15 protein-coding genes are annotated in these 22,167 nt (G+C 49.3%); 5 read left to right on the plus strand and 10 right to left on the minus strand.

The genetic code is table 11. The features are described from left to right. Position 1: 1 nt before the first annotated feature. Together E8E00_RS15925 and E8E00_RS15930 are read right to left on the minus strand one after the other, a co-directional pair. Positions 2 to 268: a DUF3081 domain-containing protein gene (locus E8E00_RS15925; RefSeq protein WP_069586758.1), complete on the minus strand. Its 267-nt coding sequence runs from the start codon at positions 266 to 268 to the stop codon at positions 2 to 4. Positions 269 to 285: 17 nt separating this feature from the next. Then, positions 286 to 1,074, minus strand: a complete 789-nt coding sequence (locus E8E00_RS15930) for an HAD family hydrolase (RefSeq protein ID WP_096631955.1) — start codon at positions 1,072 to 1,074, stop codon at positions 286 to 288. 423 nt (positions 1,075 to 1,497) lie between these two features. Here E8E00_RS15930 and E8E00_RS15935 point away from each other — a divergent pair, with 423 nt between their 5' ends. Next, positions 1,498 to 3,804 (plus strand): bifunctional diguanylate cyclase/phosphodiesterase, encoded by a 2,307-nt coding sequence (locus tag E8E00_RS15935; RefSeq protein WP_096631952.1) that lies wholly within the window; start codon positions 1,498 to 1,500, stop codon positions 3,802 to 3,804. Here E8E00_RS15935 and E8E00_RS15940 read toward each other — a convergent pair. From E8E00_RS15940 to E8E00_RS15950, 3 genes are all read right to left on the minus strand, one after another. Beyond that, positions 3,772 to 4,416, minus strand: coding sequence for a GNAT family N-acetyltransferase (locus tag E8E00_RS15940; protein WP_240531968.1), 645 nt, complete (start codon positions 4,414 to 4,416; stop codon positions 3,772 to 3,774). The two genes, E8E00_RS15935 and E8E00_RS15940, sit on opposite strands and share 33 nt — an antisense overlap. A gap of 182 nt (positions 4,417 to 4,598) precedes the next feature. After that, complete coding sequence (locus E8E00_RS15945; RefSeq protein ID WP_096631950.1) at positions 4,599 to 5,471, minus strand: DMT family transporter; 873 nt, start codon at positions 5,469 to 5,471, stop codon at positions 4,599 to 4,601. 283 nt (positions 5,472 to 5,754) lie between these two features. Beyond that, the gene (locus E8E00_RS15950; RefSeq protein WP_069586763.1) at positions 5,755 to 7,731 is read right to left on the minus strand and encodes a replication initiator protein RctB domain-containing protein; all 1,977 of its coding nucleotides are present in this window, start codon (positions 7,729 to 7,731) and stop codon (positions 5,755 to 5,757) included. Positions 7,732 to 9,072: 1,341 nt separating this feature from the next. On the opposite strand from E8E00_RS15950, the gene E8E00_RS15955 reads away from it, so the two are divergent. From E8E00_RS15955 to E8E00_RS15970, 4 genes are all read left to right on the plus strand, one after another. Further along, positions 9,073 to 10,281 carry a ParA family protein gene (locus E8E00_RS15955; protein ID WP_069586764.1) on the plus strand — a complete coding sequence of 403 codons (1,209 nt, stop codon included), beginning with the start codon at positions 9,073 to 9,075 and terminating at the stop codon, positions 10,279 to 10,281. A gap of 9 nt (positions 10,282 to 10,290) precedes the next feature. After that, the gene (locus E8E00_RS15960) at positions 10,291 to 11,265 is read left to right on the plus strand and encodes a ParB/RepB/Spo0J family partition protein (RefSeq protein WP_096631947.1); all 975 of its coding nucleotides are present in this window, start codon (positions 10,291 to 10,293) and stop codon (positions 11,263 to 11,265) included. A gap of 98 nt (positions 11,266 to 11,363) precedes the next feature. Next, positions 11,364 to 13,388, plus strand: a complete 2,025-nt coding sequence (locus E8E00_RS15965) for a GNAT family N-acetyltransferase (RefSeq protein WP_136588412.1) — start codon at positions 11,364 to 11,366, stop codon at positions 13,386 to 13,388. Between the two features lie 423 nt (positions 13,389 to 13,811). After that, a complete protein-coding gene (locus tag E8E00_RS15970; RefSeq protein ID WP_096631941.1) occupies positions 13,812 to 15,473 on the plus strand; it encodes a DUF342 domain-containing protein in 1,662 nt (553 codons plus the stop codon). A 24-nt stretch (positions 15,474 to 15,497) separates the two neighbouring features. On the opposite strand, the gene E8E00_RS15975 is transcribed toward E8E00_RS15970, so the two are convergent. The 5 genes from E8E00_RS15975 to E8E00_RS15995 are packed head-to-tail and all read right to left on the minus strand — an operon-like array spanning position 15,498 to position 22,161. Further along, complete coding sequence (locus tag E8E00_RS15975) at positions 15,498 to 17,615, minus strand: type I secretion system permease/ATPase (RefSeq protein ID WP_096631938.1); 2,118 nt, start codon at positions 17,613 to 17,615, stop codon at positions 15,498 to 15,500. After that, positions 17,608 to 19,542, minus strand: a complete 1,935-nt coding sequence (locus tag E8E00_RS15980; protein ID WP_069586769.1) for an EAL domain-containing protein — start codon at positions 19,540 to 19,542, stop codon at positions 17,608 to 17,610. Before E8E00_RS15980 ends, E8E00_RS15975 begins: the two co-directional genes overlap by 8 nt. A gap of 6 nt (positions 19,543 to 19,548) precedes the next feature. Then, the gene (locus E8E00_RS15985; RefSeq protein WP_069586770.1) at positions 19,549 to 20,214 is read right to left on the minus strand and encodes a transglutaminase-like cysteine peptidase; all 666 of its coding nucleotides are present in this window, start codon (positions 20,212 to 20,214) and stop codon (positions 19,549 to 19,551) included. Positions 20,215 to 20,233: 19 nt separating this feature from the next. After that, positions 20,234 to 20,842 (minus strand): OmpA family protein, encoded by a 609-nt coding sequence (locus E8E00_RS15990; protein WP_069586771.1) that lies wholly within the window; start codon positions 20,840 to 20,842, stop codon positions 20,234 to 20,236. Further along, the gene (locus tag E8E00_RS15995) at positions 20,839 to 22,161 is read right to left on the minus strand and encodes a TolC family outer membrane protein (RefSeq protein ID WP_084781193.1); all 1,323 of its coding nucleotides are present in this window, start codon (positions 22,159 to 22,161) and stop codon (positions 20,839 to 20,841) included. The genes E8E00_RS15990 and E8E00_RS15995 overlap by 4 nt, the downstream gene beginning before the upstream one ends. Positions 22,162 to 22,167 lie beyond the last annotated feature (6 nt).

Below are 22,167 nucleotides of genomic sequence, written 5' to 3' on the forward strand. Positions count from 1 at the left end.
GTCACGACTGTCGATAGTTTTTCACCAAGGCATCGACCTTATTCAAGAACTGCGTTTTAAGGTTTTCGTGCTCATAATCCAGGTGATATGTATTGTGAAACCCCACCCGTAACTGTACGCCATTTCCGGCTAAATAAATGGTGTAGCCGTCATAATCTGAGAAGGCTTCAATGCCATCTAGGCGATGTCCTTGTTCGGTTTTTTCTCCAAACTGAGTCACTATCTCGTAGGCGCGAAGTAGATATGCAGGATCTAGTTCGTTTTTCACGCTTCCCTCCTGACCGTTTATCGGAATGGCGCATCACCTCCCCGGCGCAAGGTGTGAGACGGCAAAGGCGACGCGATGACCGGATGCGATGGAACAGTGGTTGCTGGTCCCTGTTCGCGTGAATGCATCGGCTTCTCTATGATATTGGGCAGCGTCGCGAGTGTATCAAGGGTCAGATCGGGACGCGCTTTCTCTATCTCTGTTCCGTAATTATAGCCGTAAGTCACGCAAACAACAGGGGATCCGACCGACCGTGCGGCCTGAACATCATTCACGGCATCCCCAACAACCAATAGCTCCGTGGGCGCAACGCGTAAAATCGCCGCGGCTTCATAGATGGCATCGGGGCCAGATTGCAAGGCAGCAATCGCATCAGCGCCTACAATCCGCGTGAAAAAGTGACTCACGCCGAGTGCTTTTAACAAACTATTGGCGTGAACGGTTTGCATGTGCGTGGTACAGATCATGGGCAGCTGTCGACGTGCCAGTCCTTTCAAGCACTCAAGGACGCCCGGATAGAGTCGTGTTTTTGGCGGTTTTTTGCCCAGATAGGAGGACAGGAAAAGTGTGCGCGCCTGATTCAAGACCGCATCTGACACGCGGCCATTGATCTGGCGTGTTAACACCCGGTGGATCAACAAATCTGCGCCATCACCGATCCAGTCTTTGATCGTATTCGGATCTTCAGGTGGTAGTTCGAGCCCTTTCAACATGCCCGATATCGCGTCAACAAGGTCGTCAAATGGGTCCGCTAAGGTCCCATCTAGATCGAAACATACCGCAGAGACATTCTCCAACTTTTTCATGGAACTCCCCCACAATCAATGTGTTATTACTCGGCAGGAACAGAGGTGTTGTCGAGAGTGTGTCATCCATCGACTCACTAAAAGTTAGCAGAGAAGGTCGTGATCCCCTATCGAAAGATCAGGCATAATGTATCGAATCTGAGCAAGAAGAATGAATAATCAACCACCCTTTTCAAAAGTTCGTTTCCTAATCAAGCCACTAACCAACGAGTGATTTACATCACATTTTTGCGTTGTTGCGTCCAGTGATACCGACCTGCTGACTGTATAAAAAATACGTCATATTTTTGACGACGCCGAGTACCGTCAGCACCCAGTGTTCAAACAAGCGTTCACGGAAATGACACAAAATCCCATCAAAACTGTCATCGAGGCACCTTACCCTTATCGCCTCATTGGTTGTCACACATTGTCTTCTTGATTATGCGCTTTTTGCGATCACAGCCTATTTGGCGATTCGGCGTAGTTATTGCGCTGGCGGGTTTATCCAGTTGGCTGGTTTACACGCTAGACATACAGCGTCAACACGGTTTGTTCTCAGTACAAGTTGAAAAACAGCGTCATGTGCTCAGCAAAGCCTTTTCACATATTTATCAGCTACAACTTTCTGCGCAACTCTTTTTACAGCAAGAAGCCGGTCCCTCCCAAGCAGCGTTTCACCGCTTCATTGATACCCATACCCATGACAATACCGGAATTGATAGTGTGATGTGGTTGCCTCGCGTGAACCGCGCTGAGCTTAGTGATGTTTTTGCTCAGCGTCATCCGGTTCAGCCTTATCCGCCATTAAGCCGAAAAGCGTGCCAATGGGTAATGCATAACGACACCTTCCCCGCACTATATGTATCGCCTAAAGCAAAAGAAAATGGCTATCTAGGTTGGCGTGCCGATGCGCAATGTGACAACACAGTGACCATGGAGCGAGCCTATTTCAAACGCCAACCAGAAGCTATGCTCATCAGTGATCAGCAAGGGCACGGTGTGCGCTGGTTTTCCGCGATTACCAAACCTGATGGTCAGTTGCGGGGCTATCTTGCGACGACGTTGTATTTCGACACCTTTTTCCCAGCACTTTGGCAAGGCGACACCCCAGCTCCAGCACTGGCAATGACAGCCAAGGAAGCATTTGGGCATCAGCAGCTTTTTTCCACCCATTCACTCGCGCATCTGCATCCTTGGCAAAATCAACGCACAGATACCGATCTTATTACCATTCCCGGTAGCGAAGAGGGGCTGGTGGTTCAGTTCTTTGATATTCAATCTCGAAGTGCTGCAAGTCGCTATGCCATTTTAGTCGGCATTTTAGTGCTTGCGTTGGGGCTATCTATTTTGGCGAGTTTCTGGTCCTATGCGAACCGACTCACGCTGGCACAGGCACTGGTAACCAATCAAACACGCCAACTGTATCATCAAGCTCGGCACGATAGTTTAACTGGGCTGTCCAATCGTGCGGCGCTCGATAGCACGCTGGAACGTATGCTGGCGATGTTGAAAGCCCAACGCGCGACAAGCTTTACGTTGTTGTTTATCGATCTCGATCGTTTTAAGGCCGTTAACGACTCCCTCGGGCATGTGGTCGGCGATACCTTACTTAGACGTGTCGCGTCGCGATTAACCCGTTACATCCCCGATGAGCGTATCTTTCGCTTTGGTGGCGACGAGTTTATTGTCTTGCTCGAGCAAGATTGTGCATTGGCATTGGCACAAACCAAAGCCAAACAGTTGCTTCGCGCATTGAGTCAGCCTTATTCCGTTGACGAGCATGTTCTCAATATCAGTGCCAGTATCGGCATCGCGACAGTGAATAACGCCAATGCCTCGTTGCTTGATATTATTCAGCAAGCCGATATTGCCATGTATCACGCCAAGCTTACGCGAGAGCGGCTCGCGATATTTCAACCCGCGATGCTGGCCAAAGTGCAACATCGCTTTATTGTCGAGCAAGATCTTAAAAAGGCCCTCGCCGAACATCAGTTCACGCTCGCTTATCAACCTATTTTCGATGGACAAAATGAAACGCTTAGCCATGCCGAAGCGCTACTACGTTGGCACCACCCAACCCTCGGGACCATCTCGCCCGCTGAGTTTATTCCTATCGCAGAGGAAACCGGCTACATCATCGAATTGGGCGAATGGGTATTGGAGCAAGTCGCGCGTAAACTTGATAATTGGAGTGAGCGCTTGCCTACCGGCCAGTGCCCAGCAATTACGGTTAATGTTTCAGCTAAGCAATGTCAAGCAAGCTCCTTTGCGGATGACATTGCGGACTTGCTCGCACGCCATCAATTTGCACCTCAGTGCTTAGCTTTAGAAATGACAGAAACCGCCTTGCTGGAACACTCCGAGTGTGTCGCGACAAACCTCCATCGTCTCCATCAGTTGGGCGTGAAGCTCTATCTGGATGATTTTGGTACGGGCTACTCGTCGTTATCGTTATTGCGCCAATATCCGTTCAGTGTGGTGAAGATGGACCGCAGCTTTATCATGGATATCGATCAGCCGACCGGCAAAGCAGCCCCTTTGTGTCGTGGGATTATTGCCATGGCCCATGCGCTTGATTTGCGTGTCGTCGCAGAAGGGGTCGAAACACGGCAACAACTTGCTTGGCTGCGTGATCATCAATGCGATTACTTGCAAGGCTATGTGTTATCACGCCCGCTTGAGAGTCACGCCATCGACAAACAAGTGATGCCAGCATCATACCAACGTATGATGCTTGTGCATGGTTGATGCTGCAGCAAGCGGAGCGGGTTGGGCGTCTATAGAGACATTGTTGATACCAAGCTGGGTAGAGGCGTGATGTAACCCATACCACTCTTCGCGAAGCACACCGAAACGTAACGCATCATAGTACTCTCCTTGAAAGAAGCGCACCGAACGCAACCGGCCTTCTTCTTTCATGCCTAACGCCTTCGCGCAGCGCATCATACCCGGATTCCCTGACCAAGTAGTCAACCCAATTCGGTTGAGTGTTTGGCAGCGAAATAACTCATCCACCCACAAGATCAACGCGCGGCGGCCGATTCCCTTACCCCAATCGGCGGGATCAAAAATAGTGATCCCCACTTCAAGCCAACGTGTGCGTTTGTCTTCCCAGTAGAAGGTCACATAACCAACAGGACGCTCATCCACACAGATGACTTTGGCACTGTCTCCAACAATAAAACGTCGGAACAAGCCAAACCGAAAGGACCAAAATGAGACAGGTTCGAGGGGAATATAGGGCGCGTCAAACTGCTTCCACGCCCGAGAGTGGTAAATCTGACGCCAGAAATAGGCAGCTTCACGACGAAATGCAGGTCGAATCGTTACCCGCGGCGTCTCCATTTCCTTCACTTCCATGTTCGTAACGATTTCTCCTTGGGTTCACTACCAAATAATCGGTGATGAGGCCGATGACTTCACGCGGCCTTGCGCAGGCGTCACCCATAACGGCATCCAATCTAACTCAATTAACCACCACATCGCTCACCTCCTATCAACACCCTAGGTTGATACTACGCTCATTTATCAAGTGTAGACGGTTATCCGCGTGTTGGATGGGTAGCTCGTTGCGATAATCCAACGCCGAGAAGCACTAAACTACCACCGATGAGGTGATAGTGCGTTAATACTTCATCAAGCCATATCATGGCAATGCCAGCGGTGAGTACGGGTAATAAGTTCATGTACATCGCGGTACGGCTAGCGCCATTGAGCGCGATCGCTTTAAGCCACAATGCAGGCGCTAATACCGACGCGCCGACGGCCGCAAAGCCCACCAAGGGATACGCATCGGGCACAATATCAGCACTGGGCGCGGCGTAAAGCACAGGCAATAACATCAATACCGCAAACAACGCTTGTACATACACAGAGACCCAATTAGAAATCGACATCGGCCAGCGTTTGAGTAATACACAATACAAGGCATAAGCAGATGCGCAAATCAACATGAGTCCGTCACCGACAGTGACACCGCTTTCAAACAGCGCCATGGGCTGACCTTGAGTGAGCATATACCCAAGCCCAGAGAAGGACAATATCGCGCCAGCGATTGCGATACGTGTTAGCGGTTGGTGCAGAAACCACACGCTAAATAGCAAACTGAGCATTGGGACCAACGACATAATTAACGCCATATTGGTGGCGGTAGTCGTTTGTGCAGCAAAATAGGCGACCGATTGGTTGATCACCATACCCAGTGACGCCAACACTACAAGACGAGGGGCTAATTTAAACACCGCACGCCTCTGTCGCCATAAAGGCGGCAAACAAAAGGGGGTAAGCACTAAAATCGCAAAGAACCATCGATAGAAAGCCATGGCACCGGGAGCAATCACCACCACCGCCATCTTGTTGACGATGGTATTCATTGCCCAAATGGACACTGCCGCAAAGGGCAAGAAAACAGGCATAGATCTCCCAAACAGCAAAATCAATCAAGCAAAAGCAGGCAGTTTACACTGTAAACTCACCAATTAAACGCCTAATTTGCTGGACTTTGACGGAGAGAGATTGTTCAGACAAAGAAAAAGCGGGCAAAGGGCCCGCTGGCGAGATAAGTGCCAAAGGATGTCGACGAGGACATCAAATAGGACAAAGGTATCTATCGAGATTGAGTATATCGTCCCTACTTTAGCAATTGTCAGCGCTTGGTTAACTTACTGCCAAACCTTATTGACATGAAAAACGGTAAGGTCAACGCCCTGAGGCGATCTCATCAAGTACACTTAATACTTGCCCATCTAAATGGCCTTCATACACGCGCTGACAGACTTTACGACGTACGGCTAAGCCAGAGATCAGTCGCTCGATGGAAAGATGGCGCTCTTGCTGCTGTTGGTTATAAAACTCGATGGTACGGCTTAGCGTCTCGTACGGCACCACATTCTCACCCACCATCAGCCAATCCAGCTTCTCTAAATAGCCTTGGCACTCTTCGGTGATCACAGACGCGGGATGCCCCGTCATTGCTGATAACGCCGTAATACTGCGTTGTAGGGCTTCTTCCGAGGTATATTTCGACAACACGATCGTAAGCTCATCCGCGTTCACTTCAACCAAGTGCTTGCGTAACTTCACACGCCGCCCTAATCGACCGCTGGACTTTTCTTTGCGCTGAATGGGTTCAAACTCTCCATCAATGATCCCGGAAAGCTGATCAAGGTCTTGTTTGGGTAAAATCTCATTGCGCAGTGGGTTCGGCATGGTCGGTGCCAGCGATCGTTTACCTTCGTTATACATCTTGGCCCGTGAGTAGCGGATCACTTCATCCACATTGCACTTAATATCCATCCGATAGTCAGGATACTTTTTATCATCCTCGCGAGTGAGGGTCAGATGATACCCCCACAGATTGACTGCAAACACATCATCCGTCACCTTTCCATCAGCCAGTTTTTTAAGCTCTCGAATGAGATCGCTCGAAAAACGGCGCCATTCGATGTTTCTCGCCATTTTCTGGTTTAGTTCGCTCAACAACAAGGAATCTTCTAAACGACGCGACAGACGGCTTCTGAAGAGCGAATACAGCTGGAAGACCAAGGTATGCTGACGCAAGATCTCGGGGGGGAACAAGAAGAAGTAGTCTCTTGTCATTAACTCTTCGAAAAACGACGGTTCCCACACCAAAATATACAGGTTCGGTTTGATTTTTACTTCACCATCCTCCCCTTCTTTTGGGGCTTCTTCTGACGCTGTGATGGTGCGGGCCAGGAAGCGGAAACGGTCACTTTTAAATCCTTCCGGCATGTTTTCGCTCAACCAACGTCCCGTCAGCTCGTGCAACTGAAAATCAGTGAATTCAATCCGATCGATACTTTCACGGATGGCATCTCGCGCTGGGCCACTGTCTTTCTTACCGCGCAGCTGCAGGATGTCCGTAATATAGATTGGCGTTTTATTGCCGATGGTCTGCGTCTGCAGTTCATAACTGGGCAGATGATGATCATGGTATTGCACTGTCAGTGTAAACAGCGCAAACAAGGTCATCAGATCGTCCACCGTCATGATAGACTTCGCTGAGCGTGTCTCGATGATCGCTTTGGTGCCACTGATCGCTACCATCGACTTTTGGTAGCTTTTTTTCGTTCGCGGCGGTGCCAATGCTTGGTCAATGATCCCAGCCCAACTGGTCGGCGATACCAAGATCTGATCTTTCTCATCCGGCATGGTAGGAGGCGTGCCTAGCCCATGCTCACTGAGCAGTTGGCGATTCACTTGATTTTGTGCCAATGCTTTCGAGCGTTTTTGTTTGACCACATCACGGCTTTTCTCTGTCATTAACCCCGCACTACCAAGGGTAGAGATTAAACGGCTAGGATTAACGAAGCGATGAAGCATGGTTTTGCCTGCTAAGCCTTCCTCGAACCGCACCGGTTGTTGGACGAATAACCCTAGGCTGACAGCTGCTCGCAGTCGTTGCTGAATCGCGGCACGGGTGAGTTGGCCTTCAGTGGCATCGACCAATTCTGTGGTTGACACATAGCCATCTTGGGAGGAAAAGCCACGAACTGAAATCAGATTCAGTAACTCAAGAATACTTTTGGTTACTCCTTTAAAATGTTCATATTGAGCAAGCCAGTCCACAAGTTGAGCATGCACTTCAAAAAGATGCCCATCTTTGTGCGATCGTGGGGCTTTAATCAGTATTTTTTCTGGTTTGGTGCTGCTCATGTGCAGTTCGTTCCTTTCCCGATAGCTTGCTCATTGGAGAGCGAGAATAGTCAAATAAGCAAAGACCGTAAATTGACCATACTTCCAGGTAAATCCTAATAAAAAAAAATCATAAAAGAAAGATCTTTTTTATTGGCGCTTTTAACTGATCTTTATGATTTAACTGATCTAATTTGATGATCTGATCTATTGATCCATGCGGCGAATATTATTTAAGTGTTTGTTTATTAGCATTTTATTTTTTGACACCCCCGAAAGCATGATCAACACAAGGTCGGAGGCATGATCAACATACTTTACCAACGATGATCATGTAATGCCCGTATCAATGATCATCAATGGCGCGAAGCGATGATCACCAATCAATTGAAACGATGATCATGGCTCACACACACTTTATCCACAGGCAAGTATTACCTTGTGTGGTTATCCTAGCCAAAATCTGCTGGATATCGGCTGTTTATGGTATGGAACTATGATCAAGCTAGCGTCATTTTCAGCTTTTCCAGTCAATATTGGTGAGATTGTCACCAGGTGATGAGGGAAAAGGAGCGCTTGGGCTTAAAGTTGAAATGACATTCACAGTAGATTAGCGAAGCCGAGATATGTGTCCGACTTACGGAACAATGATCATGATGGCGATCGTGCTGTTGGATCGTATGCGTAGCGATAACTGCGAGCCTACTGTAGCTGCGGAATGGTGAGACGATCCTTTGCGATCCCTTGCTACATCGGACATTCACCGTATTTTAGCCAACTGGTCTCATCGTTCCGGCCTGAATAGGGAAGAGTCCGCTTGTCGCGGTTCACTTGATCATTTTTCCGTATTCACTGGTGTCAGTGAGCGTCCATTTGCTGACAAATTCAACGGATATATTACTTGATCATCGTTCCTTAAAAGGGATACCGATAGCGTAAGCATGATCAAGGTTACTACGCTTTACATCGCATCTGCCTTGATCATGTTTTCGGGATAAATGATCAAAAGCCATGTTAAAGGTTACTAATAGCATCAAGCGAGGTAGAAAGGTGACTCGTGGAGTATCGTCAGACAGACAATTAAGATTGAAATGACACCATCCGTAATTTGTCCATCATGAAATAGGCTTCCGTGAAGTGTTTCCGTTTACATTGTAAATAAGTGACACTGTGACATTCTAAATGTTTGGCGTTTGTCCTACAATCAATCGCAAAATTATGGCGGCAAAACTGCCCTTATATTCGCTAGAATAACAATTGTGAGCAGGATCTTTATTTGATTGCTATCTGTTCAGCTTTTTATTGTATTTACTTCTTAGTGCTGTACAATCGCCAATTATTCCTCATGATGGCGAAAAGAAGATGGATAGGGAAAAGACGATTGAAAACCTTCGCAATATCGCTGCGCAGACGAAACAAGTTCAGTCTGATCGCGTCGAAATTGTGATGGAAGAGCGACATGATCAGTTGTTTCCACCAATGTCAAAAGCGTTGATGGAAACCCGATCTGGCTTAACCCGTCGTAAGCTAGATGAAGCAATTTCTCGTATGGAGCAGCAAGGGCATCAGTTCACCAAGAACAATGCAAACCACTACTCGATTACCTTAGATGAAGCTCATAAAATCATGGATGCGGCCAATGTCCCCTCTTTTCATGAGCGTAAGGGAAAAGCCCATAAGCCTTGGGTGATTAACATCCAGAACCAGAAAGGCGGAACGGGTAAATCAATGAGTGCGGTGCATCTCGCGGCCTGTATGGCATTAAACCTGGAGAAGCGCTATCGCATTTGTTTAATTGACCTTGACCCTCAAGGATCGTTGCGTCTATTCCTCAATCCACAAATCAGCCTGACGGAACAGGAAGGGATTTATTCGGCGGTCGACGTCATGCTGGATAATACCCCCCAAGCGGCAGATAAAGACTTTATGATGCGTAATGTCTTGTTGCCGACGCAATATCCAAACTTAAAAACCATGGCTGCCTTTCCTGAGGATGCCATGTTCAACGCAGAAGCTTGGCAAGCATTGGCAAGCAGTCAGTCGCTCGATGTCGTCGAATTACTCAAAGAGAAGGTTATTGATCCTATCAGTGATGAGTTCGATGTGATCATGATTGATACGGGTCCGCACATCGATCCCCTCGTTTGGAATGCGATGTATGCGTCAAATGCGTTGGTGATCCCGTGTGCCGCCAAGCGCTTAGATTGGGCGTCAACGGTGAACTTTTTCCAGCACTTACCTCAAGTGTATGAAATGTTCCCTGAAGATTGGCATGGTCTCGAGTTTGTGCGCTTAATGCCAACCATGTTTGAAGATGATAATAAAAAGCAAATTTCAGTGTTGACTGAAATGAACTACCTTTTGGGTGACCAAGTGATGATGGCGACGATTCCTCGAAGCCGCGCGTTTGAGACTTGTGCAGATACGTATAGCACTGTCTTTGATTTGACCTCGCAAGACTTTGAGGGAGGTAAGAAGACGCTATCAACTGCGCAAGAAGCGGTGCACCGTGTTGGGCTTGAGCTTGAGCGTGTGCTACATAGTCACTGGGCATTGCTCAATCAGGAGTGATAAAGAAGAATGGCGATTAAAACTTCCGATTTGAATGCACGCTTGTTTGCCAAAGCCGACAAGCGTCGCGCCACCACCACGCAAGAAGCGCAAAAAGCGGCTAGCGAAAAAGCGGCGGTGATTGAGCTGGCCGTGGCCGGCGAAAATACTGTTGAATTTGAGCTAATTAAAGTACCGGCGGCAGATATCGCCGAGAAAACCACGGTATTTGATAAAAACGCCCGAGAGCAGTCGTTTCTTAATGAGCTCGCGTTATCAGATATTCTCACTACGCTCAAAGACCGTGGTCAGCAATACCCCGCGGTGGGACGTTGGTTAGATGATGGACGCATTGAGGTATTGGACGGTAGCCGCCGTCGCATGTCGTGCTTGATTGCAGAACAAGACTTCCTCGTTTATGTCGCGAAAGGTATTAGTACGCGTCATGCAAAATTTCTTTCTGATGTCGCCAATGCGCATAAACCTTTGTCGTTGTATGAGCGAGGCAAAGAGATGCAAGCCATGTTGGATAGTGGCGAAGTGGCTGATCAAAAGGCGTTGGCAACCGTCTGCCAGTGCAGTGAAGCACTGGTCAGTGGTGCGCTGAAGGCTGCTGCCCTACCCTTGCCATTACTGCAAGCCTATCCGAGTGTCGCCGAACTTGGCCGTCCGACCATTGTGAAGTTGCATCGTTTGTTCTTTGGCTTAGACGACAGTCAACAGCAGGCACTATTGGATAAACTGGGAAATACGCCGTTGTGGCAACAAGTGGATGCACAAGGCGTGACGCGTATTACCCGAGAAGTGACCTTGCACATCGAGCAATTTAAGGATGAGTTAGTTACGCCAAAAGCGAAGCAAAAAGAGCAATCAACGACCTTAGTAGAAGGCCGTGCGGCGTATCGACGCAAAGGCAGTAGTTTAAGCATCAACCTTAAAAAGATTGATGATCAGCAAGCTGAGCGTATTCTCGCATTAATTAAAGAGCAGCTTGATAACGTGTAAGCCTCGACCTCGTGATTGAATATCGGCACGCATTGCGTGCCGTTTTTTTTGCTTTCAGTTATGATCAGCCTATTGTTTGCTACTCGATTAGGCGCTTCATGTTGGCCACGTCTCTGTTGTCCCAGTTTCTCTCTCAGCTCATTGAAACAGCCCAAGCCCGCTCGCATCGTCAACTGGTGGTCTCTGAGCGGTCGGTGGCTGACATCCTCTTGGCGTTAGGAGAAGCGCCAGTGCGTCGCGTAGCAAGTCAAGATGTACCGGATGTCATCAGCTGGCGGCAAGCCAAACAATGGTTAGGGCAAGAGTGTGGCCATCTGTTAGTGGACGTTGATGGGGCATTTAATAGTGAGGCCTTCTGTGCGATCAGTGGTTGCTGTCGAGCCGGCTCTCTGATCATCTTGCAGGTGGCGGCCGATGTGGCGACCTTACCGTTATCGGTCAGAAGAATGCTTCGGCTTTTGCAAAATACGGACAGTGTGGCTTGGATTTCACATCAAGGTTGTCGGGCGCCCACCCTTCCGCCTTTATCCGACGTATCTCATCTCGTTTCACAACAAGATGCAATTAACGGATTAAAAAAAGTAGTGACTGGGCATCGCCGTCGACCCTTATTGCTGACCGCGGATCGTGGACGTGGCAAATCCGCGGCGATGGGAATAGCGGCAGCGCAGTTAGCCTTACAAGCGCCGCGACAAATTGTGGTGACGTCGCCAACTCCCGCCAATGTCACTACCTTGTTTGCCCATGCCAAACAGCAGCTGGGCACAACGGATGTGAATGGGCTTGATGTTGGTGTTGAAGGTAGTCGTATTCGCTTTGTCGCGCCAGATGCGTTGCTGCGAGAATGCCCCGACGCCGATCTTCTTCTCGTTGATGAGGCGGCAGCCATTCCACTGCCCATGCTTAGTCAGCTCCTTCGCCAGTATAGCCGTGTCGCCATTGCCAGTACCGAGCATGGTTATGAAGGAACGGGTCGCGCCTTTACGCTTAGATTACGCGCGCTCCTCGAAGAAGAACAGCCACAGTGGCGCTCTCTCACCCTAACCGAACCCATGCGTTGGGCCGAAGGCGATCCGGTAGAGACCTGTCTGAATCAGCTTTTCCTACTCAATGTAGCTCACGATGTGATACCACCAAAGGTGGAGCCGTCTGCGGATAGCGTTTTGCAGTTTAAAACGCTCAGCGCTGAACATCTATTCCATCATGAACAAGAGTTGGTCACGCTATTTTCTTTATTGATGACGGCCCATTATCAAACATCGCCAAATGATTTAGCCTTGTTGCTTGATGATGATAGTTTGCATATCGTCGTTGCCAAGCAAGGTGAACACACGATTGGCGTTGTGGTGGTGGCGGAAGAGGGAGGCTTTTCAACTCCGTTAAGTGAGGCAGTGATTGCAGGCACTCGCCGTATTCGCGGGCACTTACTGGCACAATCATTGGCGACTCACCTTGGATACGCAACGGTGTTAGAGAACAAGCTATGGCGTATTCAGCGCATTGCGGTCGCTCCTGAATGGCGTCGGCACGGTGTCGCAAGTGGACTACTGACGCATCTTCAACAGCAAGCCGCGAAAGAAAATATAGCCTGTATAGGCACCAGTTTTGGGACGACAAAAGACCTTATCCTCTTTTGGCAGAAGCAGGGTTTTGAACCGGTCAAACTTGGCATCAAGCGCGACCAGGCTAGCGGATGTTACTCATTGCAGTTAATTAGGCCGGTAGAGACGATGACATGGATGAAAGAAGCCGTGACGCTTTTTCAGCAAAGCTTCCCCCTTTTATTGATGAGCGCACACCAGAATTTGGAGCCGGATATTGCGGCGACACTGGTCGCATTCATGCCCGCTCGTCCGCTAACCAATGCGGAGACTCGTCAAGTGCAGGGGTATGCGGCCGGCGGTGTTGGCACTGAAGCGGCGATTGGGAGTTTGCAAGCCTGGACTCGGTGGACATTTCAGTCAACGTCGCCTGTCGAGTGGGATTGGCGCGAGGCGCTATTAACCAGTAAAGTCCTACAAGGCCTTTGTTGGCAAACTGTCTGTGCTCGGTTTAATCTGTCAGGTAAGAAGGCGGCAGAGAAAGCCCTGCGTGATTACGTGGCTTTTCGATTGGATAATTAGCCTCTATTTACAGTGTAAATTTGACGTCCTATCGCTGCCCCTATTTACACTGTAAATTATTGCCAAAACGCAATGCCTACGCTCAGCTTTAACGGTGACGAAGATATAATCGTGTTAGATAGCACGCATTCTAACCGGAATGCGTGATATGCAATAAGATGTACGCTTCTCACTGCATCCTCACACTTTTTTATGATAAACGCTTACTACCTCACGATTTTAGACGTGACCTCACTTCCATGTGTGCCAAAACCCCTATAATTTATTATTAATGAGACAATTGCGCGCGATTGCGTTCAATGTCAGCTAATTTATAAGAAACTACCCAAAAGATTTCGCCTCGATAAAGGTTTAAACTCATGACGAGGACTGTTTCGCGTTGACGATATGGTTTTCAAAAGGACCGAATAGGCAGGGACCAAGATGCTAGACGAAATCCTACGTATATCGCAGGATGGACAACGAGTATATCTATCAATCGGCGGACATCATCAAGGCGATGAGCCGGTTGATAAACATCAGATTAAAGACTGGTTGGTTGCCAACAAGGTCGGAAGTTTCTTTTGCTTTGATGATACGATTCAATCTGCGCTCGCCAAGCTGAATGACAGTGCCGAACATGATGAGTCCGAAGAAATCATCATTGCCGAAAGCCGTGATGCAACAGTCGAAGCACGTATTGCTGACGATAAAATGACAGCCTACTTAGTCGTGAATGGTGCCTGTGGTGGCAGTGGTCTTAAAGCCAATGATATTCTCTCGACCTTGCGTGAAGCCAACATTGTGCGTGGCATCAAAAAGCCAACCTTACAAAAACTCCTCTCTGCTTCTGGGCGCTTAAAACCAGGCGAATATTTGGATGTACCGGTTGCGTTTGGTCGCCAGCCAGTGCCGGGTGAAGACGCCCATATCGTTTATTTAATCGAAGATCCCGCCGATCGCGTTCGCCGACCGAGAGAGCGTGATGACGGGCGAGTCGATATGCGTGATCTCGGTGAGATGGTGATGGTGAAAAATGGTCAGCCACTCGCCAAGCTGGTGCCTGAAACTGCCGGTTACGAAGGCTTCACTGTGACTGGGTCGGTATTACCGACCACACCAGGTAAACCCATGGCGCTGAATGCACATGATGGCAGTGAATTCAGCAATAAAGACCCTAATATCTTAGTGGCAACCATGGCGGGTATTCCGCGTTTATTGGATGACGGTGTCGCGGTAGATGATGCCTTGAGTTTGGACGCGGTCGATGTGGGGACAGGGCACGTTAATTTTGAAGGGAGTGTGGTGATTAAAGGCGACGTCGAAGTCGGGATGAAAGTGACTGCGACCGGCACAGTTACTGTCGGCGGTGTCGTTGAGTCATGCACCATCACGGCAGGCGGAGACATTATCATACAAAATGGTATTATCGGCCGCCAAGTAGCCTCTGACTCCGAGATCAATTGTACCTTGGTGGCGGAAGGCAACATCGTTGCTAAGTTTGCGCAGTATGCCACCTTGTGTGCTAACAACAACCTCGAGCTCACGTTGCATGCGATGCACTGTCAAACCCATGTGGGTAAATCACTGATGATTGCCGATGCCACGAAACGAAAAGGGACACTGGCGGGGGGTAAACACGAAGTAGGTGAAAAAGTGGAGGCGGTGATCATCGGTGCGAGTGCAGGGGCACACACATATATTCATTGCTTCTCACGCTTGGCGTTGTTGAAACGTGAAGTGGTCGATCTCAATAAACAATGGGAAGAGAAAAAAGCGCAACTTAACCGCATCAAAGCCGCAGAAGCGAAGCTTGAAGCCTTACCGGCTCAAAAGCGTGATGCAGCGATGGTAGAGCGTATTACCACCACGCGCGATCATCTTTTTGAAGAGATAGACAACATTGAACACGAGATTGAAGTGACGGATGCACAAATTGCCGCGGGCTACCGGGAATCGACGATTGTCGCGACCAAGTCTCTTTTGAGCCGAGTGCATTGCACCATCGGGGAAGAAAAGCATTCGGTCGACTCGGAGCACGGTCCGTCCATTTTGATGTATGAGAATGCAAAAATTCAGCTTAAACCCTATCAAGCGAAAGCTTAATCGCGAGTTTACACTGTAAACTGATTAACTGACTTTCCTTATTTTCCCTTCTTTTAATGCTTGTAACACCGCTTTTTTCGGCCCATCCGCAACCACACTGCCTTGTTCCATCACAATGACACGATCGACCACATCGAGCATACCGGTTTTATGGGTATTCAGAATTAGCGTCTCCTCTCGGCGAAGGTCTTTGAGCTGAGTCTTAATGAACTGTTCAGTACGGTTATCCATCTGACTGGTGGGTTCATCTAAAATGATCACGGGCGGACGTCCTAATAAAGCGCGAGCGAGCGCGACAGCTTGTCGCTGACCCCCTGACAACAAAACGCCACCTTCACCCACTTGACGCTCTAAACCGGCTGAATCGTATTGGGTGAACGCGAGAACTCCGGCACGGGTCGCTGCATCCATAATATCGATATCATCCGCCAACGGCTGACCAAGGGTAATATTGTCACGAATCGAACCAAAAAAGAGGGTTGGTTCTTGAGGAACAAAACCGACATTACGACGCACATCAATGTAATGGAGCTGGGAAATGTCGGTGTCGTCAAAAGCCACGGATCCTGACGTGGGTTGATAAAGCCCTACCAACAAGCGTGCAATGGTCGTTTTCCCTGAGCCTACTCGGCCGATGATTGCGACTTTCTCTCCGGGATAAATGGTAAACGAGACACGACGCAGTGCTTGAGAGGTGGCATTGGGGTAATGGAAGTCAACGTTATCTAGCTCGACTTTACCGCGCATCATCGGACGATGAATGTAGCGTTTGCCCTCCACTTGCTCCGTGGGCAAGTCCATGAGCTGTTCGATAATATCTAAAGCAGATTTGGCTTGGTGATAGCGCGTTGAAAGTAAAGAAAGCTGAACCAAGGGCCCAACTGCGCGAGAGCTGAGCATGCTGGCCGCTATCAGTCCACCCATGGTCAAGGCGCCTTCCGCGATTTGATAGACACCAAACACTATCATACTGACCACGACAAACTGTTGGACAAAGCTCGCGGAGTTGTGGACGGAATCGGTCAAGCGTCGAGTTTTGATGCTCCAATTCGCCATATGCGCCACGGCTTCTTCCCAGCGGTATTGAAACTGGCTTTCGGCACCAAAAATCTTAATCGTTTCTAGGCCAACGAGGCTTTCAATTAGGTTGGCATTTTTTTGGGACGATAAACGCGTGCCTTCTTCAATTGTGCGCCGTAGCGGTTTTTGAATCAGCATGGCATGGATAATAAGCAAGGAGACGGCAATCAGGGGCACAATCACCAGAGGACCTGCGACCAGCCAAATGACGAAGAGAAAAATCAACGCAAAGGGGAGGTCGATGAGCGTTGAAATGGAGGCAGAGGTAAAGAATTCGCGGATAGACTCAAATTCTTGCATATGCCTTGCAAACGCGCCTACGGACGGCGGCCGTGCTTCCATCTTAATCCCAATCACTTTGGCGTAGATACGTGAAGAGATCAGCAAGTCAGTTTTCTTACCCGATATATCAATAAAGTAACTGCGCAGGAGTTTGAGCAAGAGGTCAAAAACGAAAATGACGAAAATGCCACTGGCCAGCACCCAGAGGGAATCAAACGCAAGATTTGGGACTATCTTGTCGTAAACCAACCGCGAAAATAGCGGCACACTGATGGCAAATACATTGATAAATAATGAGGCAATCAGGACATCGCGATAGATGTGGCGAGATTGCCAAAGTGTGCCCCAAAACCAATGGCCTTCATCTTTGACTTGCGCTTTGGGAGAGCGCTCATCATATCGAAATTGCTTTTTAAGTAAGAAAAGCCGTCCGACATAGGCGTCATTAAGGTCATCCAGCATGACCCACTGGGGCGTCATATCCGCGTGAGGCAGGACAATTTCTGCTTGGCCAGCTGCTAAATCTAATCCTAGCAAGACGCACGCATCGTTATCTTTCATCAACAAAATGGCAGGGCAAAGTAACGGCGAGACCTCTTTGATGGCCATGGTTTCTTCTTTGGCAACAATACCAGCGCGCTCGGCGGCGCGCGGAAGGAGAAAGGGCGATAGATAACCATCGGAAATGGGTAGGCCTGACACCAGTGCGTCCGGAGAGTTCGCGTTACCGAAATAACGCGACACATAGATGAGAGATTGTAGCAGCGGATCTTTAACCATTGCTGTCCTTAGATTTCTCAAAGATATAGCCTTGGAAGCCGTTCACGAATAACTCCGAGAGGCGAGCAAGCTGTGCTTCGGTTTCGACCCGTGTTGCGATGGTGGTGATATTGAGGTTATGGGCCGTACGACACACCGACGCCAACACATGTCCCTGAGCATCGTCATCGATATTATTGGTATAGGCAAAATCGATTTTCACGTAATCAGGCTTGAAGCGTTGCAAGTAATCGAGTGACTGGAAGTTACGCCCGTAGTTATCCACACCAAATTGGAAACCCGCCTGACGAATTTGATCCGTGAGCAGACTGGTGTGGTCGGCATGGCGGACAAACGCCACTTCCGGGATTTCAAACAACAGACGACCGGCAAGTCCTCTGTTTTGGTACATGGCGCTGCCTAACCAACGGATAAAGGATGCATTCGTGATACTGCTTAGGGTTAAGTTCACCGCGAGTGGGCCGGCACTCTTATCTTGAGCGAGGGTTTTCATAATGTGGGTGATCACATATTTATCTAAGGTCTCACCCAACTGAAGTTGCTCTACTGCCCCTAAGAAGTGGCCGGCGCCATAATACTCACCGTCTTTTTCAATCGCCGAGAAGACCTCTTGGTGGAGCAGTTTTGAGGTGCTGTCACTGACAGACTGAAACTTAAATACAAAGAGCTCTTTCGCCACCGCTTCATGAAGGAGTGCTTTCCATTGCTGTTTACCCATCGCCGCATCGCCCATCGACTGGTCAATCAGCACCACTGGATGATCGGGAGTATTCCGCGCTTGAGAAAGCGCATTATCGGCTTGCGAGAGCAAGATACTGGCATCACGATTCCCTCCACCATTCACGGCTAAACCGACAGCCACTTTCGGCGGCGTAAGCCCCATGGGATCGGCTTGCATATCGACTACCATTGCCAGCACACTTTCACCGAGTAGTCGCAGATCATCAGCGTCGGTATTGGGAGCTAAGATCACAAACTCGTCCTTGCTCAAACGGGCCGCTGTCATGCTGTCATCGGTAATAATGGTGTGGGTGAGATTATTGGCAAAACGTTCCACCAAGTTATCACCCGCTTCGAACCCTTGTTTTTTGTACGCTTCACTGATCAGATCAACCTTAATCAGTGCCATCCCGCCAACGCCCGATTCGGTGAGCCAAGATTTAAGTTGGCCGACGTAAAAGCTGCGGTTGCCGAGCCCAGAAACGGCATCGCGATAAGCGGTTTTGCGTAATCGGTCGGCTTCTTTGGCTTGTTGCTCAAAATAGCTTTTCAGCTGTTCGGTCATGACATTGATGGCCCTGACCACGGTTTTTAATTCAATGGTCGGGGGAAGCGGAATAGGGTCGCCAAATCGGTTTTTAGCAATCTCGCCTGCTTTTGCGGTGATACGGGCTAAGGGCTTGAGAGAGCGGCGCAATTGCCAGCCGATCACGACCGATGCGATCAGAAAAATGACCGCCATACTCGACCCCAATTGTACAAACGACTTCCACAATTGTTTGTAGGCATAGCCGGGATGGGCCACGACCTCTACTTCTGCCAATTGCATCCAGCCACTGGTAATGGTTTGCTTTTCCGTGATCACTGGGAAAATATCGAGGTTGATAAACCATTGCGGAACACCTTGGATTTTAACTGGATATTCGCGCACGATTTCACTGTTATCGGACAGCAGGGTGAGGTTGACTTCACGGTAAAAGCCACCGTCAAAAAACGCATTGATCACAGACTCGGCCGCCACCTTATCGTCTGATTCCAAGTAAGGGGCGAGGGCCAAGCCCATCGAGTTCACGGTATTGTTCACATCTGCGGTTTGCTGGTTGAGCAAAAAGTTGCGCGTGGTGTTGAGCTCGATACCGAACACAGACAACACCAAGAAGAAGAAAATGACCAGCATCCAGGTGAATATTTGGTTGAATAACGTCATAGGTCGTTACCTATCAAAAAGTTTAACGGGTTTTTGCATTTTTAACGTGTCGACGCGGTTACGTAAGTCATTCCATAGTCCGAGTCGTGAGGAGTTACCGGCCAGCTCCCCTTGGCCTCGCTCTTTCATCAGCCACAATCGGCTACCATTAAAGCTGTAGATAGGTAGCAAATCTCGCCGCAATGAAGCGCGCTTTATTTCTGGGTCGAGGTTATCGAGCAGCACAGGTTCCGATGACGGTGTCGGATAGTAAGCGACAACCATATGGAACTGATCCAACCGAATCGCTTTGACATACACCAACCGTAGCTTCTTATCATCGACACCGAGTTCTCGCAGTGAGAAATACTTGGCGATACTAAAATCCTCACAATCGCCTGCGCTGGTGCCGAGAAACTCAAGGGGCGTCGCCCAATAGTCTTTTTTTCCCCATAGCTCGATATCATCAACAAAATACAATTGGTTAAAAAAATCATTTACCTGGCGCAGCTTTTCTTGCTCCGACAGACTCTGTGTATTCGCGACCATATTGCGCCAGGCCAATACACGTTTGCCCGCACGCTCACCGTAAAACGCGGAAACCTGCTGGATCCAACGCGATTCAGTGGTGGTCAAGCCGCCGACACTCATCGACAGCAAAATGGCCAATATGGCGACGCCCCATCGCTTCATAGACATACGGCTCGCTGTACTACTGGGGCCGGCGAGTGAAGATTGTCCACGCTTTCTCTACATCTCCTTTAAAGTTCAACAGCTCTGCACTCACGCGCCGGTCTTGTGGCGCGTTAGGATCGGTGTGCGTGGCATTCGCTTCCCCCAGCGCATCAATCTCAATGCGGCTTGGAACAATGCCGGCGCTGACGAGCTCGGCCCTAACCGCACGTGCCCGCTCTCGCGATAAGCGTAAATTATACTCGGTCGAGCCAATGGCACTGGCATGACCGGTTAAACGTACTGACACGCCGGGGTACTGGGTAAGGAAGTCTGCCATAGCTGTTATATCAGTGACATAGTCGGGGCTGACTTTTGCGGTATCATTGGCAAATAGCACCCGCAACGATGTGGCTGGCGTCTCTGACGCTTGAACGGCGGAGTCAGGCTCCACATAACTGGGACACCCTTGATTATCGACTATGGCACCGATTGGCGTTTGTTCACAGCGGTCACGTGCATTGATCACGCCATCCTTATCCGCATCGGCAACGTCGTGTTCTTGCAGGGCCACCGGCGGTGCCATAATGGCATAACCACAGCCATTGAGGAGGCTGATACACACAGCGTAAAATAGGACTCGCATCATTTGTGGTCCTCCGCGTTGACTTGCCATTCGGCAGGTATTGTCACTCGCAGCGCATTCAACAGATTGCCGGTATTATTCAACAGTCGGTATTGCGCCAAGAGATGATCAAAATTCGCGTCAAGGTAAGCGCGACGTGCTTCGAACAACTCGTTTTCTGTGTTGAGTAAGTCCAATAAAGTGCGTCGGCCAATACGAAACTGTTTTTCATAGGCCAGCACTGTGTCTGACGCTGCATCTACTTGTTGTTGGAGAAACACTTTTTGTTGGGTGGTTAGCTGGTAAGCACTCCACGCTAAGCGCGTACTTTCTTCCAATTGCCGATAGGCATTGTCAAAGATGTCTCGTGCGCGATTCAGCTCGTATGCGCCTCTGCGAATGGTGGCCTGATCGCTCCCTCCATTAAAAAGGTTATAGCGAAAGCGCACCATCGCGCTAAATTCATCACTGGTATCGTTCACGCCACTGACTTGATCAGCCCACGTTTGACTGACTTCCAAACTAACATTAGGCAGATGATTGCCTTTAAACTGCTCGTATTGAGCGCGCGCTGCCTCAATGTCGTAGCGTGCCAGTTTTAACAATGGGCTGCGGCTGACGGCTTGCTCTAACGCTGTATCAATGGAGGGCGGTAAGGCAAGGTTATCGACAACGGGTTCAATTGGCTCGTTGGCTGGCTCCCCCACGACACGGAAAAACGCAGTAAAGGCGTCTTCGAGGTTGGTTTGTGCCGAGAGTAAATTTGCGTTGGCACGCGCGACACGTGCTTCGACTTGGGATAAGTCAGCCGTTGACCCAATTCCAGACTCCGCGCGGCGACGAATATCAGAGAGGATTTGTTCATGCACGGCCATATTGGCCTCAGAGAGATCTAACACTTGTTCTGCCTTAAGCACATCCAGATAGACCTCGGCGACTTGCAGGGCCTTGTCTTCCGCATCGGAGAGCAGTTGAAAGCGCTGACTGTTGGCTTCATAACGTGTGCGCCTCACATTGTGTGAGGTTTGCCCATCCCATAACAACTGGCGCAGGCTTAGTGTGGCATCTTTGCGATCAAAGTCGATATCACCTTGTGCGCGGGTGGAGTCGTTTTCGATACGCTCATAGCCAATACCTGCGTCTAAATCGATGTCGGGAAGGTAGTCGCCTTCACTGTTTTTCATTTGCTCATGCAAGCTCATCAGCTCGTGAAACCCGCCACGCAATTCAGGATCGGTGGCGAGTGTGAGCACCACTGCCTGTTCTAACGACTGGCTGTGGGCGGCGGGGAGCAAACTGAGTACCGCTATTACAGCCGCACTCATACGTGTCCAAACTGGCATCATATT

The sequence above is a fragment of the Salinivibrio sp. YCSC6 genome (assembly GCF_004916735.1).
In the GTDB taxonomy this organism is placed as follows: Bacteria; Pseudomonadota; Gammaproteobacteria; order Enterobacterales; family Vibrionaceae; genus Salinivibrio; species Salinivibrio proteolyticus.

Coding starts and splice junctions, on each gene's coding strand:
- E8E00_RS15930 (WP_096631955.1), bottom strand. CDS start 1,074: ATGAAAAAGTTGGAGAATGTCTCTGCGGTATGTTTCGATCTAGATGGG.
- E8E00_RS15935 (WP_096631952.1), top strand. CDS start 1,498: ATGCGCTTTTTGCGATCACAGCCTATTTGGCGATTCGGCGTAGTTATT.
- E8E00_RS15940 (WP_240531968.1), bottom strand. CDS start 4,416: ATGGAAGTGAAGGAAATGGAGACGCCGCGGGTAACGATTCGACCTGCA.
- E8E00_RS15945 (WP_096631950.1), bottom strand. CDS start 5,471: ATGCCTGTTTTCTTGCCCTTTGCGGCAGTGTCCATTTGGGCAATGAAT.
- E8E00_RS15950 (WP_069586763.1), bottom strand. CDS start 7,731: ATGAGCAGCACCAAACCAGAAAAAATACTGATTAAAGCCCCACGATCG.
- E8E00_RS15955 (WP_069586764.1), top strand. CDS start 9,073: ATGGATAGGGAAAAGACGATTGAAAACCTTCGCAATATCGCTGCGCAG.
- E8E00_RS15960 (WP_096631947.1), top strand. CDS start 10,291: ATGGCGATTAAAACTTCCGATTTGAATGCACGCTTGTTTGCCAAAGCC.
- E8E00_RS15965 (WP_136588412.1), top strand. CDS start 11,364: ATGTTGGCCACGTCTCTGTTGTCCCAGTTTCTCTCTCAGCTCATTGAA.
- E8E00_RS15970 (WP_096631941.1), top strand. CDS start 13,812: ATGCTAGACGAAATCCTACGTATATCGCAGGATGGACAACGAGTATAT.
- E8E00_RS15975 (WP_096631938.1), bottom strand. CDS start 17,615: ATGGTTAAAGATCCGCTGCTACAATCTCTCATCTATGTGTCGCGTTAT.
- E8E00_RS15980 (WP_069586769.1), bottom strand. CDS start 19,542: ATGACGTTATTCAACCAAATATTCACCTGGATGCTGGTCATTTTCTTC.
- E8E00_RS15985 (WP_069586770.1), bottom strand. CDS start 20,214: ATGAAGCGATGGGGCGTCGCCATATTGGCCATTTTGCTGTCGATGAGT.
- E8E00_RS15990 (WP_069586771.1), bottom strand. CDS start 20,842: ATGATGCGAGTCCTATTTTACGCTGTGTGTATCAGCCTCCTCAATGGC.
- E8E00_RS15995 (WP_084781193.1), bottom strand. CDS start 22,161: ATGCCAGTTTGGACACGTATGAGTGCGGCTGTAATAGCGGTACTCAGT.